Below are 14,852 nucleotides of genomic sequence, written 5' to 3'. Positions count from 1 at the left end.
TCGTCAGCGCTTCAGGGAGAGGTCGAGCCCCTTGTAGAGCCCGGCGCCGTAGAGCCCGTGCGGGCGCGCGCCCTCGACCCGGTCGCCCGAGACCAGCCACATCTGCTGGGTGACGAGGGGGATCCAGACGTTGGCCTGCGTGAGCAGGCGCTGCGCCTCGGCGTTGGCCTCGGTGCGCGCGGCCGGGTCGTTCGCCGTCGAGGCGGCGTCGAGGAGGGCGTCGGTCTTCGCGTCCTTCCAGTTCATGCGGTTGGGCGTCGGCGCCTGGGTGCTCTTGAAGTAGAGGTTGAGGGCCTCGGTCGCCGTCACGTAGGGGTAGGACAGGATGAAGGCGTCGAATTCCTGGGTGGCGAGCTTGCCCCAGGCGACGGTGGCGTCCCAGAGCTGGATCTGCATGTCGATCCCGACCTTGCGCAGGTCGGCCTGCATCGCCTCGGTGATGCGCGGGCCGGTGTCGTTGCGGATGCCGTAGAGGGTGAAGCTCGCGCGCCTGCCGTCCTTGACCCGCACCCCGTCCGGGCCGGGCTTCCAGCCCTCGGCGTCGAGGAGCCTTGCCGCCCCGGCGGGATCGAAGGCCGGCATCAGGCTCGCCGCCTTGGCGTCGTAGTCGATCACCGTCGGGCTCAGGAGCGCGTGCATCGGCGTGCCGTTCCCGAAGTACACCGCCTTGGCGATGGCGTCCTTGTTCACCGCCATGTTGGCGGCGCGGCGGATCGTGCCGTCCTCCACCACCGGCTTGTTGACCTTGAAGCCGACGAACACGTCGTAGATGTAGTTCTTCTGCTGCTGCACATTCAGGCCCGGCACCCGCTTCATGGTGTCGATGGCGATGTGCGGCGGGTAGTAGGTGACGTCGGCCTGCCGGGTCTGCATCGCGGCCATCATGGTGTTGGCCTCGGGCACGATCTTCCAGACGATCTGGTCGATCTGCGGCGCCGGGTTCCTGTAGATCGGCGGTCCCCACGTGTAGTGGGGGTTGCGCTTCATCACCAGCTCCTGGCGCGGGGTCCAGCTCGCCCAGCAGTACGGCCCCGTGGCGTTGAAGCCCTGGACGCCGAAGTTCTGCCCGAGCGCCTCGACCGCGGCCTTGTCGACCACCGAGGCGAAGGACAGGGTGAGCTGGTAGAGGAGGTCGCTCGAGGGCTCCTTCAGCTCGTACACGACGGTGTGGTCGTCGGCCGCGCGGATGTCCTTCACGAAGCCGGCCCGCGCCGCCACGGGCGAGCGGGTCGCCGGGTCGATCCAGCGCTTGAACGAGTAGACCACGTCCTCGGCGGTCATCGGGCGCCCGTCGCAGAACTTCACGTCCCGGCGCAGGTCGAAGGTGTAGGTCCGGCCGTCCGGCGACACCGTCCAGGACGTCGCCAGCAGCGGCTTGATCGTCTTCATGTCGAAGTCGAGGGACACCAGGGTGTCGGCCAGCATGAAGATGACCTCCGCCGCCGAGGTGGCGGTGGAGCGCACCGGGTCGTAGCGGTCGGCGTCGATGACCCGCAGGATGGACAGCGGCGCCCTGGTCTGGGCCGCGGCCGGGGCGAGGCAGAGGGCGGAGATTCCGGCCGCGAGGGCGGTGGTCGCGAGCTTCATCGGCGGAGCTTTCCTGTGGCGTGGCATCAGCGGCGCAGCCGGGGATCGAGGGCGTCGCGCAAGGAATCCCCGAGCACGTTGAAGGCGAGGACGATCACGAAGATCACGAGGCTCGGCAGCACGGCGACGTGGGGGGCGAAGAACAGGAAGTTGCGCCCGTCCGCCGCCATGGCGCCGAGCTCGGGCGTCGGCGGCTGGGCGCCGAGCCCGATGAACGACAGGGTGGCGCCGAGCAGGATCACCTGCCCGAAGCGCAGGGTCACGAACACGAAGATCGGCGAGAGGCAGTTCAGCAGGACGTAGCGGGTGAGGATGCGGGCGTCGCTCATGCCGAGCGCCCGCGCGCCCTCGATGTAGTCCTGGCGGAGCACCACCAGGGCGGCGCCGCGCACGACCCGGGCCATGAGCGGGACCGTGGCGACCGAGAGCGCGATCACCACCGCGCGCAGGCCCGGGCCGACGATCGCCGTGAGCGCGAGGCCGAACAGGATCGCCGGGAACGACAGGAGCACGTCCATGAGCCGCATCACCACCCCCGACGCGGCGGGATAGTAGGCGGCCGCGAAGCCCGCGAGCCCGCCGAGGCCGCAGCCGATGACGACGGCCGAGATGCCCATGCCGAGGGTGGTGCGCAGGCCGAACAGCAGGCGCGTGATCATGTCCCGGCCCTGCCCGTCGGTGCCGAGCAGACCCGCCTCGCCGGGCGCCTTCAGGGTGTTGGCGAGGTCGCCCCCGTAGGGGTCCCCGGGGGCGATCCAGGGCGCCAGGAGGGCCGCGAGGACGACGAGGAGCACGACCGCGAGGGCGGCGGCCCCGAGCGGGTCGCGCAGGAGCGCGCGCAGGAGCGACGGCCGCCGGGCCACCGCGAAATCGGCGTGCGGCGCCGCCTCCGGCGTCAGCGCGATGGTCTCGCTCACGGATCGGTCCTCATGCGGGGGCGGGACGGCACGGGTCTGGTCTCACGGGCCGGAGGCCTCCCGGATCCGCGGGTCGAGCACCGCGTAGAGGACGTCGACCGCGAGGTTCACCAGGATGAAGCCGACCGACAGGATGATGATGGTGCCCTGCGCCATCGGGGCGTCGCTCGACAGGATCGCCCCCACGGCGAGGCGGCCGATGCCCGGCCAGCTGAAGATCGACTCGACCACCACAGCCCCGCCGAGCAGGAAGCCGATCTGGAGCCCGATCAGGGTCACGACCGGGATGAGGGCGTTGCGCAGGGCGTGGTGCAGCACCACGGCGGTCTCGGAGAGGCCCTTGGCGCGGGCGGTGCGGACGTGGTCGGCGCCGAGCACGTCGAGGACGGCGCTGCGCGTCATCCGGGCGACCGGCCCGACGAAGACGCCCCCGAGGGTCAGGGCCGGCAGGATGATCCCGGCGAGCCCCTCGAGGGTCCAGAGCGGCCCCGCCCGGCCGGAGAACGGCAGCACCGGGAAGGTGAAGCCGAGGAGCCAGACGAGCCCGAGGCCGAGCAGGAAGACCGGCACCGAGACGCCCGCCACCGAGACCATCATGATCGCCCGGTCGAGCAGGCCGCCGCGCCAGCAGGCGCCCACGGTCCCGAGCCCGATGCCGAGCGGGACCGACCAGGCCAGGGAGGCGAGCATCAGCTCGAGCGTCGGCCCGATCGTGTTCCCGAGCTCCTCGAGCACCGGCATGTTGTTGATGATCGAGACGCCGAGGTCGCCCCGGGCGAGGCGCCCGAGGTAGAGCGCGAATTGCAGCCAGAGCGGCCGGTCGAGCCCGAGGTCGCGCCGGATCCCCTCGATGACGTCCTGCGTCGCCGTCGGGCCGGCGCGCACCACCGCCGGGTCGTTGGGAACCACCTGCATCAGCAGGAAGCCCACGAGCAGCACCCCGAGCAGGACCGGGACGGCGAGCAGGAGGCGCTGGAGCACGTGACGCAGCATGGATCCTCGCCTGGTGTCCTCGTCGGGCAGATCGGTCGGGGGCCGTCCCGTCGCGGTGTCCCGCCGCGGGCCGGCTTCGCGGGCGGGGCCTGCGCGGGCGGGGCTCCTGACCGCGCGCCGCGGCCGCCCGACGGGCGCCCCGGCCCCCGTCGATGTGAGAGCCTGGGAGCAAGGTCCGGGCCAGCCCGCGGACGCTCACGGCAGGGGCTCGAAGGCGGTCTCCCGGATGCGCAGGGTGACCAGGAAGGTGATCAGCGCGGCCGCCACGAGGTAGTAGGCCGGGGCGAGGGGGCTGCCGGTGGCCTGGATCAGCCAGGTCGAGATGAAGGGCGCGAAGCCGCCGAAGACCGCGACGGCCGCGTTGTAGCCCACCGAGAGCGCGGTGTAGCGCACCCGCGTGGGAAACAGCTCGGAATAGGCCGCCGGGCAGGGGCCGGAGAAGAACGACAGGAACACGATCATGATGAGCTGCGCCAGGAAGGCGAGCGCCACGCTGCCGGACGAGGCCATCATCAGGAGCGGGAACGACAGCAGGATGTAGCCGCCCGAGGACAGGAGCAGCAGCGGCTTGCGGCCGATCCGGTCCGACACCGCGCCCCAGATCGGGATCAGGATCACGAACACGGTCAGGCAGGCGGTGCCGATCCACATCGCCTGCGAGGCCGTGAGCTTGCCCACATTGCGGATGTAGTTCGTCATGTAGACGAGGGGGATGTAGTAGGCGACGGTGTTGTGGAGGGTCAGGCCGAAGATCGTCAGCGTGGCCTTGCGCTGCGTCGTGAACGCCTCGCGGAGCGGCGCCTTCGAGACGGCGCCCTGCGCCTCGAGCGCCACGAAGGAGGGCGTGTCGTCGAGGCTCCAGCGCAGGTAGGCGCCGCAGAGGCCCACCACGATGCCGAGCAGGAACGGGATGCGCCAGCCGTAGGCCAGCACGTCGGCGGGCGGCAGGATCTGGGAGACCAGCGCCGCGCTGAGCGAGCCGAGGAGGAAGCCGCCGGCGACGCTCACCTGCTGCCAGGAGCCGACGAAGCCGCGCCGCCCCTCGGGCGCGAACTCGACGAGGTAGGAGGTGGAGCCGCCCCACTCGCCGCCCGCCGACAGCCCCTGGACCAGCCGGATCAGCACGAGCAGGATCGGCGCCAGGATGCCGATCTGCCCGTAGGTGGGCAGGAGCCCGATGGCGAGGGTCGAGAACGCCATCAGGAAAATCACGGCGCTCAGGGCGGCGCGCCGGCCGTAGCGGTCGCCGTAGATGCCGAACACGATCGAGCCGATCGGCCGCATCACGAAGCCGACGCCGAACACCGCGAAGGTCAGGAGCAGGGACGAGAGCGGGTCGCTCGCCGGGAAGAACAGCTCCGAGATGGTCGACACGAAGTAGCCGTAGACCCCGAAATCGTACCATTCGAGGATGTTGCCGACGACGCCGGCCACGATGGCCTTGCGCCGCTGGTCCTCGGCCGGTGCCGGCACGCTGATCCCTGACATCGTCGTACGGTCTCCTGGTTGTCGCCCGCCCGCGCGGGCTGCCGTCGCCCGCCCGCGCGGGCGAACTTGGGAAGAACTCTCACTCGAGCAGCCGCGCCGGCTCGCAGACGATCGTGCGGCGGCCGCGCTTGAACACCGCGAGGGGCCGGCGGATCTCCGCGATCGCCCGGTCGGGCGCCGTCGCGTCGATGACCACGAGGTCGGCCGGGTTGCCCGGCGCCACGCCGTAATCGTCGAGGTTGAGGAGCCGCGCCGAACGGTCGGTGATCATGCGGAAGCACTCGCACAGGTCGTGCGGCTGGCTCACCTGGAGCACGTTGGCGTGGAGGTTCGCCATGCGGATGAGCGAGCAGTCGCCGTAGGGCGTCGCCGGGTTCAGGACGTTGTTCGAGGAGAGCGAGCAGTTGACGCCGTGGCGCAGGAGCGCGTTGGCGTCCGCGACGCCCCGCGGGACGGCGTGGTCGTGGCTGCGCCCCATGAGGAAGAGGTCGGTGGCGGGCAGGACCGTGACGGCGACGCCCACGTCGGACAGGCGGCGGGCGATGGCCGCGACCGCGTCCGGCGGCATCAGCGAGAGCTTGGCCATGTGCCCGACCGTGACCCGCCCGCCGAGGCCGTAGCGCTCGGTCAGGTCCATCACGAGGTGAACGTCGAGGCTGTCGGCGGTCGGCCCGACGTCGAGGTGCAGGTCGACGTCGACGTCGAATTCCCGGGCGAGCGCGAAGATGCGGCGGATCTGCGCCGGGCCGTCGGCGTCGTAGCGCGGGGCGCCCCCGACCGCCGCCGCCCCCTCCCGCAGGGCCTCGGTCAGCAGCGCCTCGGTGCCGGGCCGGTCGGTCAGGCCGTCCTGCGGGAAGGCGCAGAGCTGGAGGTCCACCGCGAACGCGTGGTCCCGGGCGAGCGCCCGCACGGCCCGGAAGCCCCTGAGCCCGATCTTCGGGTCGATCTCGACGTGGCTGCGGATGCGCGTCGTGCCCTGGAGGAGGCACTCCCGCAGGGTCGCCCGCGCCCGGTCGTAGACGTCCTCCTCGGTGATCTCGGGCTTGAACGCCTCGACGTAGCGCACCGGGTTGATGGCGCGCCCGGGCTCGGCGGGGCAGCGCTCGAGCAGGCGCGCCTTGTCGAGGTGGATGTGGGTCTCGACGAGGCCGGCGCAGACGAGCCGCCCGTCCGCCGCGTAGGTCTCGCCCTCGGCCGCGAGGTCCGGCGCGACCGCGACGATGCGGCCGGCCTCGACCCCGATGTCGACGAGCGTCCCGGGCGGGTTCTCGGGGAGCTGGGCGCCCCGCACGATCAGGTCCATGGTGTCGGCCTCCGGAACGGGGGAGCCGGGGCCCGGCGCGGCGCCGGCCCCGGCTGCGCGGCGCGGGTCCTCACGGCTCCCTGCCGAGCAGGATCGCGCCGGTCTCGTGCACCGCGCCGCTCCACCCGGCGGGCACGAGGGTCGTGGCGTCGAGCTGGGCGACGATGGCCGGGCCCGCGACGCGGTCCCCGGCCCCGAGATCGCCGCGGTCGTAGAGCGGCACGTCCCGGAGGCCGGCCGCGAGGTGGACGGGCAGCCGCGCCCGGGCCCGCGCGCCCGTGCCGGGCGGGAGGCGGGGCGGGGCGGGGCGGGGCATCCGGCCCGCCGCCTCGATCCGCACGGTGACGAGCTCGACGGGGCTGTCGAGGCGAAAGCCGTAGAGCGCCTCGTGCGCCGCCGCGAAGGCCGCCGCCGTGGCGTCCCCGGCCCAGGGCACGGCGAGCTCCCCGCCCTGGCCGTGGTAGCGCATCAGGGCGACGCGGGCCTGGCTTCGGTCGGCGGCGGCGACGCCCTCGCGGGCGAGCCAGGCCTCGGCCTGGGCGGCGAGGTCCCGGTAGAGCCCGGCCACGGCCTCCGGGTCGGGCGGCCCGGCCGTCGGCAGGGTCCGGCTGAACTCGGCCTTCAGGTCGGCGGCCAGGAGCCCGTCGGCGCAGAGCACGCCGGGCGCCGGCGGCACGAGGACCCGGCGCACGCCGAGCAGGTCCGCGAGGGCGCAGCCGTGCAGGGGGCCGGCGCCGCCGAACGGCACCAGGGTGAAGTCGCGCGGATCGTGCCCGCGCTCGATCGAGACGACGCGCAGGGCCCCGACCATGTGGTTGTCGACGACCGCCAGGATCCCCCGCGCCGCCGCCTCGGGCGAGAGGCCGAGGGGCCCGGCCACGCGCCCGGCCACCGCGGCCCGGGCCGCCGCGGCGTCGAGGGCCATGCGCCCGCCGAGGAGGCGCTCCGGCAGGTGGCCCAGCACCACGTGGGCGTCGGTCACGGTCGCCTCGCGCCCGCCGCGGCCGTAGGCGGCGGGACCCGGGTCGGCGCCGGCGCTCTGCGGCCCGACCGCGAGCGCCCCGCCGGCGACGCGGGCGACCGAGCCGCCGCCGGCCCCGATCGTCACCATGTCGACCATGGGCAGCGGCAGGGGCCAGGGGCCGACGTGGCCGGCCTGGGTCAGGCCGATGCGGCCGTCCTTGATCAGGCAGATGTCGGCGCTGGTGCCGCCGATGTCGACCGTGATCAGGTCGCGCACGCCGCAGGCCGCCGCGACCTCCCGGGCCCCGACGACGCCGGCCGCCGGGCCCGACAGGGCGGTGAGCGCCGGGGCGCGCCGGATCGTGGCGCTGCCGGCGACGCCGCCGTTCGACTGCATCAGGAGCAGGGGTGCGGCCACCCGGGCCTCCTCGAGGCGCGCCTCGAGCCGCGAGACGTAGGAGGCGACCCCCGGCATCACCACGGCGTTGAGCACCGTGGCGAGGGAGCGCTCGTACTCGCGCACCACCGGCAGCACGTCCGAGGAGGCGGTGACGGCGACCCCGGGCAGGGCCGCCCGCAGGATCCCGGCGACGCGCTCCTCGTGGGCGGGGTTCGCGAAGGCGTGGAGCAGGCACACCGCCACGGCCTCGACCCCGAGGCCCCGGCAGGCCTCGGCGGCCTCCCGCACGCTCGCCTCGTCGAGGGGCTCCAGCACCGTCCCGCCCGGCCCCACCCGCTCGCGCACCTCCAGGACGCGGGAGCTCGGCACCGGGCGCGCCGGCTTGACGAACGCGTACAGGTTCTCCCGGCGCGGGATGTCCTGGCGGCCGATCGCCAGGACGTGCCGGAAGCCCGCCGTGGTGACGAGGGCCGCGCGGGCGCCCTTGCCCTCCAGGATCATGTTGGTGGCGACCGTGGTGCCGTGGAGCACCCGGCGCAGCGCACCGGCCGGCAGCCCGGCCTCGTCGAGGGCGAGGCGCACGCCCGCCATGAAGGCGCGGGACGGATCGGCCGGCACGCTCGGCGTCTTGGCGCGCCAGGTCCGGCCGCTCGCGGCATCGTGGAGGGCGACGTCCGTGAAGGTGCCGCCGATGTCGACCGCGACGGCGAGATCCGGCTCAGGCGAGGGCATCGACGTACTCGTGGCGGTGGAAGGCCCTGGTGGGCGGCCGGTCGGCCCGCAGGGCCGCGGTGGCGGCCGCGTCGAGGGCGTCGCCCGCGAGCGCGACGCCGTAGTGGCGCTGCGCCGCCTCCCGGCTGACGAACCCGCCGAGCACGTCCTCGAGCACCGCCTCGGGCTCGCGGTCGAAGGGGTGGCCGTGGCCGCCGCCGCCGCCGGTCTCGATGCGCAGGACGTCGCCCCGCGCGAGGCGGTTGCCGTCCGACAGGGGCGCGAGGAGCCGCTCCCCGGGCGTGCCCGGGTTCACGACCGCGCGCCCGGATCCGCCCGCGCGCCCCCCGGCGAGGCCCCAGGGCGGGTTGGCGACGCTGTCGATGCGCACCGCCAGCACCGCTTCGTCGGCCAGGATCTCGTACTCCCGCACGATGCCGCAGCCGCCGCGGCGCCGGCCCGCGCCGCCCGAATCCGCCGCGATGCCGTACCGGCGCAGGCGCACCGGGTAGCCGGCCTCGAGGAACTCCACCGGGTAGTTCTCCTGCGCCACGAAGTAGACCGCGTCGATGCCGTCGGCCTCCGGCCGGGCGCCGTAGCCGACCCCGATGCCGTCCGAGAGCAGGAAGGGCTCGGGCGGGCCCGCCGGCTCCCGCCGCACGCTCCCGCGCAGCAGGATGATGACGTAGGCCGAGTGCGCCGCCGGGGCGCCCCCGCCCGCCACGTTGATGAGCCCGTTGAGCGCGGCGAGCACCCGCATCATCGTGAGCCCCCGCATCCCGAGGGGCGCCGGGAAGCGGGGACGCAGCAGCGAGCCCTCCCGCAGGGTCACGGCGTCGAGGGCCTGGGGCCCGCCGGCGTTGCAGACCTGCGTCGGGTCGCCGCCGAGGTAGTAGAGGCCGAGCGCCATGCCGGGGATGCTCGGGTTCATCAGGAAGTTGACCGGGCCCGGCGCCTGGTCGTCCGTTTCGGAGGCGTCGAGGGCGAAGCGGTCCGCGCCGTCGGGGCCGCGGCTGCGGGTCAGGGCGAGGCGGATGCGGAACGGGCCGTTGCCGTGCCCGTCGGTGTCGATGGCGTCGGTGAAGCGGTGGGTGCCGTGCGCGAAGGTCCGGCTCAGCCGCTCGCGCACCCGCTCGCGGGTGCGGGCGAGGAGCTGGCCGAGGGCGTCCGCCACCACCTCCGGCCCGAAGCGGTCGAGGATCTCGCCGACCCGGCGCACCCCGAGATCGACGCTCGCCATCAGGGCCCGCATGTCGCCGAGGCTCTGGGCGGGAAAGCGCGAGTTGCGGTGGAAGAGCGTCAGCACCGCCTCGTTGGTGCGGCCGGCCTCGATCAGCCGCGTCGGCGGCACGATGATGCCCTCCTGGTAGATGTCGGTGGCGTCGGGGCTGATCGAGCCCGCGCGCAGGCCGCCGATGTCGGCGAAGTGGGCCCAGGCCATCACGAAGCCGCAGCGGCGCTCCGCCCGGAACACCGGCGCCAGCAGCACCTGGTCGTTCGAGTGCGAGACGGCGCCCTCGGAGCCGTAGCAGTCGTTGTACCAGTAGAGGTCGCCCGGCCGCATCGTTTCGGGCGGGAAGTCGCGGAAGACCGGGCCGGTGATGTCCCCGAAGATCGGGACGTTCGAGCCGACCGCGAGCACGCCCGCGGCGTCGAACAGGCCGGTGTAGAAGTCCTTCTTCTCGCGGATGAAGGCCGAGATCGCGGTGCGCTCGATCAGCGCCTCCATCTCGGCCTGGGCCGACCGGATGGCGCCGCGCACGATCTCGAGCGTCACCGGATCGCAGGCGGCGGCCTCAGTCGAGGGGCGCATCGGTCGGGTCCTCGATGAGCAGGAGGGTGACGGTGCTGATCAGCGCGGCCGCGATCACGAACAGGGCGGGCGAGACCGGGGCGCCGGTCGCGCGGATCAGGAAGGTCGCCACGAAGGGCGCGAAGCCGCCGAACAGCGTGACGGCGAGGCTGTAGCCCACCGAGAGCGCGGTGGCGCGCACGCGGGTCGGGAACAGCTCCGACAGGACGGCGCAGAGCGGCCCGGCGTAGAGGGCGAGGAGCACCGCGGCGAGGCCCTGCGTGGCGGCGAGCCCGAGGCCGGTCGGGTGGTCGACGACGAGCCGCATCAGCGGGTAGGCGAGCACGACGTAACCGACGGCCGAGACCAGCAGCACGGCCTTGCGGCCGACGCGGTCCGAGAGGGCGCCCGCGGCCGGCGTCAGGGCCGTCAGGATCACGGCGGCGGCGGCCGACGAGGCGTAGGCGGTGCCGGCCGGGATGCCGAGCTGGCCGGCGGCGAAGCTCGGCAGGAAGATGTTGAAGGTGTAGTTCCCCACCGTCCCGACCACCGAGAGGCCGAACGCGGCGAGCACCGGGCGGCGGTAGGTCGTCAGCGCCTCGCGCAGGGGCGCGGCGCTGACCTGGCGCGCCGAGAGGGCGCGGCCGAAGGCCGGGGTCTCGGCGACTCGCGAGCGCAGGTAGAGCCCGATCGGCGCGAGCACGACCCCGAGCAGGAAGGGCACCCGCCAGCCCCACGCGGTCATCTGGGCGGGGTCGAGGGCGGCGTTCAGCGCCGCCGCCGTCAGGGTGCCGGCGAGGAGCGCGAGGCCGACGCTGAACTGCTGCAGGCTGCCGACGAAGCCGCGCCGGCCCGGCGGCGCGTACTCGACCAGGAAGGCCGCCGCCCCGCCCCACTCGCCGCCGGTCGAGAAGCCCTGGACCAGCCGGCAGGCGACGAGGAGGAGCGGCGCCCACACGCCGAGGGTGTCGTAGGAGGGGATCAGCCCGGTGAGCGCCGTCGCGCCCGCCATAAGGCCAACCGTGAGGATCAGGGCCTCCTTGCGCCCGCGCCGGTCGCCGTAGGCGCCGATCACGACGGCGCCGACCGGGCGCATCACGAAGCCGACCCCGTAGGTCGCGAAGGCCGAGAGCAGCGAGACCACCGGATCGCCGGCCGGGAAGAAGTTCTGGCCGATCTGCGCCGCGAACAGCCCGAAGATCAGGAAGTCGAACAGCTCGACGAAGTTGCCGACCGCGCAGGACAGGACCGCGCGCCGGCGCACGGCGGCGGCCTCGGCCCCCTCCGGGGCTGCGGCGCCGGATCGGCCGGAGGCGTCCGGCCGGCCGGGCGCGAGGAGGTCGGCTGCGGGTCGCGACATGGGTCCTGGGCCCTCCGGGATCACCTCGGCTCCGATACACCCCACCGGTTCTGCAAGCCCCGCACCAGGGCCCCTGGAGCCCCGGCGAGGACCCCTGGCCCGGCGCGGGCCCCCTGGCCTCGCGCCCGTCCTGCCGCTCCGGTGGGCAAGTGCCGCCTTCTTGTCCGGCTGTCTTTTTGTCTGACAAAATCGTACGGTCGTGGGCGGGCGCGTCAAGGTGCCGGGGGGCCGGCGCGCCGGGACACGCGAGGGCACGGAGGCCGACGATGATGCACCCCGCCGCGGAATGGCTCGCGACGCGGCACGACGCCATGGTGGCGCTGCTCGGGACCCTGGTGAACCGCGACAGCGGCTCCTACGACAAGCCGGGCGTCGACGCGGTCGGAACCGCGCTCGCGGAGTTCCTGGCCGGCGCCGGCATCGCCTGCACGCGCATTCCGGTCGCGCCCCAGGGCGACGTGTTCCGGGCCGCCCTGCCGGAGCGGGGGGCGGGCGGCGCGGAGGGCGGGCGGCCGGTGCTGCTGCTCGGCCACCGCGACACGGTCTTCCCCCGGGGCGAGGCGGCGCGGCGGCCGTTCTCGGTGCGCGACGGCCGCGCCTACGGGCCCGGCGTCGCCGACATGAAGGCGGGCCTCGTCCTCCACGCCTTCGTGCTCGCGGCCTTCGCGGCGGCGGGCGGGGCGCCGCTGCCCCTCGTCGGCCTGTTCACGGGGGACGAGGAGATCGGCTCGCCCGGCGCGAGTCCGATCATCGCCGAGGAGGCCCGCGCGGCGCGCTGCGTCCTCAACGCCGAACCCGGCCGGGTCAGCGGCAACGTGGTGACGGGGCGGCGCGGCGGCATCTTCTTCCGCTGCACCCTCGCCGGCCGGGCGGCCCATGCCGGGCTGAACTTCGAGGACGGGCGCAGCGCGATCCTGGCCCTCGCGCGCAAGATCGACCGCTGGATGAGCTTGCCGGAATCCGAGCCCGGCACCACCGTCAACGTCGGCCTGATCTCGGGCGGGCAGTCGGTCAACACCGTCGCGCCCGACGCGGCGTGCGAGATCGACCTGCGCTACGCCGACCCGGGGGCCCGCGACCACCTCGTCGCGCGCATCCGGGCCATCGCCGCCGAGACGAGCGTCCCGGGCACGAGCGCCGAGGTCGCGATCCTGGGCGAGTTCTACCCGATGGTGCAGTCGCCCGGGGCGAAGGCCCTGTTCGAGGCCTACGTGGAGGCGGCCCGGGTGGTCGGCTTCCCGGTGGGCGGCGAGTTCACGCGCTCCTGCGCCGATTCCGGGCTGACCGCCGCCGTGGGGACCCCGACCTTGTGCGGCGTGGGCCCGGTCGGGGGCGGCGCGCACAGCCCGGAGGAGTACCTCGAACTCGCCACCCTGGTGCCCCGCGCGCAGGCCCTGGCGCAGACGATCGCGGGCCTCGCCGCCGGGGGCTGAGGGCGCGGCGCCGGCGCGCGGCGCGCGGCGCGCACCGGCGCGGCACCGTTTCCCCGTCCGGCCGCGCGGCAAAGCAGGTACTCAGGGTCCGGTCGGGCGCCCCGCCGGGGGGCCGGCGGCATTCCCGAGGAGGCAGGACAGCGATGCTCGCCGGTGCGCTCGCGGCGCTGGAACCCCCCGTGCTGGTCCGCCAGCAGGCCTTCGAGACCATCCGCGACGCGATCGTGGACGGGCGCCTGGCGCCGGGGACGCGCCTCGTCGAGCGGGAACTGTGCCAGGCCCTCGGCATCAGCCGGGCCTCGGTGCGCGAGGTGATCCGTCGCCTGGAGGCCGAGCGCCTCGTCTCGGTGGCGCCCCGCCGCGGCCCGACCGTGATGACGCTGAGCGCCAAGGAGGCGGCCGAGATCTACGAGGTCCGGGCGATGCTCGAGAGCCTGCTGATCCGGCGCTTCACCGCGGTGGCGAGCGAGGCGGAGGTCGAGGGCCTGTGCGCGATCTTCGCGGAGGTGCGGCGGGCCGCGGCCGCGGAGGCGGTGCCGGAGATCGTCGGCCTGATGCTGCGCTTCAACGCGCACCTCGTGGCGGTGGCCGACCACGCCCTCGCCCGCGACCTGCTGGCCCAGCTCAACGCGCGGATCAACTGGCTGCGGGTCCGCGCCATGGCGGTGCCGGGGCGGATCGCCGCCAGCATCGAGGAACTCAGCGCCGTGCTGGCGGCCGTGCGGGCGCGCGACGCCGAGACCGCCGCCCGCCTGATCGCCGAATCGGTCGGCCGCGCCCGGGACGCGGCCCTCCGGCAGCTCGCCGAGGCGCCGCCCCCCCGCGAGCGCCGGCGGTGAGCGGGGCCCCGGCGGCGCGAGCGCCGTGGGCTCCTCCCGCATAGCTGCCCTCCCGACCGTGCCCTTGCGGGCGCGGGGCGCCTCGCCGACCCTGGTGCCGCCCGGCGCCGTCCCGCACGGCGGGTGCCGGGCGGGAGCCTCACGCGGAGCCGAACCGATGCCCGACGCCACGACGACCGAGCCCTGGCAGTGGAGCGAGCCGCACTGGCGCAAGCTGGTCGAGCAGGTGCGGGCGGGCCGGCGCTACCGCCCGCAGCGCTGGAAGGACGGGGCGCGCTGCGCGGTCGCGCTGTCGTTCGATTCCGACCACGAGACGAACGAGCTGCGCGAGGGCGGCAAGTCCATCGGCCGCATGTCCTGGGGCCAGTTCGGCAACCGGGTCGGGGTGCCCCGGATCGAGGCGCTCCTCGAGCGCCACGGCGTCAGGGCGACCTTCTACGTCCCGGCCGTCGCCGCCCTGCTGTACCCGGACGAGCAGCGCCGCCTCGTGGCGAACGGCCACGAGATCGGCATCCACGGCTGGATCCACGAGCTGAACTCGGTCCTGCCCTACGAGGCCGAGCGCGACCTGATGCTGCGCTCCGCCGACGCCCTCGAGACCGTCACGGGCACGCGCCCGGTGGGGTTGCGCACGCCGTCCTGGGATTTCAGCCCGAACACGCTGGCGATCGAGAAGGAGATGGGCCTCGCCTACGATTCCTCGCTCATGGCCGACGAGGATTGCTACGAGCTCCTGCTCCACGGCGAGCCGACCGGCATCGTCGAGCTGCCGGTCGAGTGGGTGCGCGACGACGCGGTCTACTTCATGATGCACCGCTTCCAGTCCCTGCGGCCCTACACGCCGCCCGCCGACGTCCTCGACATCTTCCGGCGGGAGTTCGACGCCGCCTACGCGGAGGGCGGCCTGTTCCAGCTCACCATGCACCCGCACATCATCGGCTACCGCTCGCGGATCTGGATCCTCGAGGAGATCGTCCGGCACGCCAAGGCGCGGGGCGATGTGTGGTTCGCGACCCACGCCGAGATCGCCGCCTACGCCAAGGCGCACGGGTAGGGGCGCGGGCGG

The 14,852-nt window shown here is 74.3% G+C and carries 11 protein-coding genes; 3 read left to right on the top strand and 8 right to left on the bottom strand.

Annotated elements, in window-relative coordinates:
* Nucleotides 1-3 precede the first annotated feature (3 nt).
* The 8 genes from DT057_RS12110 to DT057_RS12075 form a co-directional block, all read right to left on the bottom strand.
* A complete protein-coding gene (locus tag DT057_RS12110) occupies nucleotides 4-1,587 on the bottom strand; it encodes an ABC transporter substrate-binding protein (RefSeq protein WP_128562360.1) in 1,584 nt (527 codons plus the stop codon).
* Nucleotides 1,588-1,613: 26 nt separating this feature from the next.
* The gene (locus DT057_RS12105; RefSeq protein WP_128562359.1) at nucleotides 1,614-2,504 is read right to left on the bottom strand and encodes an ABC transporter permease; all 891 of its coding nucleotides are present in this window, start codon (nucleotides 2,502-2,504) and stop codon (nucleotides 1,614-1,616) included.
* Nucleotides 2,505-2,546: 42 nt separating this feature from the next.
* Nucleotides 2,547-3,497 carry an ABC transporter permease gene (locus tag DT057_RS12100; RefSeq protein WP_128562358.1) on the bottom strand — a complete coding sequence of 317 codons (951 nt, stop codon included), beginning with the start codon at nucleotides 3,495-3,497 and terminating at the stop codon, nucleotides 2,547-2,549.
* A 195-nt stretch (nucleotides 3,498-3,692) separates the two neighbouring features.
* Complete coding sequence (locus DT057_RS12095; RefSeq protein WP_128562357.1) at nucleotides 3,693-4,985, bottom strand: MFS transporter; 1,293 nt, start codon at nucleotides 4,983-4,985, stop codon at nucleotides 3,693-3,695.
* 79 nt (nucleotides 4,986-5,064) lie between these two features.
* Nucleotides 5,065-6,288, bottom strand: a complete 1,224-nt coding sequence (locus DT057_RS12090; protein ID WP_128562356.1) for an amidohydrolase family protein — start codon at nucleotides 6,286-6,288, stop codon at nucleotides 5,065-5,067.
* Between the two features lie 70 nt (nucleotides 6,289-6,358).
* A complete protein-coding gene (locus tag DT057_RS12085; protein WP_128562355.1) occupies nucleotides 6,359-8,383 on the bottom strand; it encodes a hydantoinase/oxoprolinase family protein in 2,025 nt (674 codons plus the stop codon).
* Nucleotides 8,370-10,175 (bottom strand): hydantoinase B/oxoprolinase family protein, encoded by a 1,806-nt coding sequence (locus tag DT057_RS12080; protein WP_128562354.1) that lies wholly within the window; start codon nucleotides 10,173-10,175, stop codon nucleotides 8,370-8,372. Before DT057_RS12080 ends, DT057_RS12085 begins: the two co-directional genes overlap by 14 nt.
* Nucleotides 10,159-11,514, bottom strand: coding sequence for an MFS transporter (locus DT057_RS12075; protein WP_128562353.1), 1,356 nt, complete (start codon nucleotides 11,512-11,514; stop codon nucleotides 10,159-10,161). The genes DT057_RS12080 and DT057_RS12075 overlap by 17 nt, the downstream gene beginning before the upstream one ends.
* Before the next feature lie 266 nt (nucleotides 11,515-11,780).
* On the opposite strand from DT057_RS12075, the gene DT057_RS12070 reads away from it, so the two are divergent.
* The 3 genes from DT057_RS12070 to DT057_RS12060 all read left to right on the top strand — a co-directional run bounded on the left by DT057_RS12070 (nucleotide 11,781) and on the right by DT057_RS12060 (nucleotide 14,840).
* A complete protein-coding gene (locus DT057_RS12070; RefSeq protein ID WP_128562352.1) occupies nucleotides 11,781-12,947 on the top strand; it encodes a M20 family metallopeptidase in 1,167 nt (388 codons plus the stop codon).
* Nucleotides 12,948-13,090: 143 nt separating this feature from the next.
* Nucleotides 13,091-13,786 carry a GntR family transcriptional regulator gene (locus DT057_RS12065; RefSeq protein WP_128562351.1) on the top strand — a complete coding sequence of 232 codons (696 nt, stop codon included), beginning with the start codon at nucleotides 13,091-13,093 and terminating at the stop codon, nucleotides 13,784-13,786.
* A gap of 157 nt (nucleotides 13,787-13,943) precedes the next feature.
* Entirely contained in the window at nucleotides 13,944-14,840 is an 897-nt protein-coding gene (locus DT057_RS12060) for a polysaccharide deacetylase family protein (RefSeq protein ID WP_128562350.1), read from the top strand.
* Nucleotides 14,841-14,852: the final 12 nt, after the last annotated feature.

The sequence above is a fragment of the Methylobacterium crusticola genome, assembly GCF_003574465.1.
In the GTDB taxonomy this organism is placed as follows: Bacteria; Pseudomonadota; Alphaproteobacteria; order Rhizobiales; family Beijerinckiaceae; genus Methylobacterium; species Methylobacterium crusticola.
Note: the sequence above shows the minus strand (reverse complement) of the source record. Positions and strands in the feature narration are given on the sequence as shown.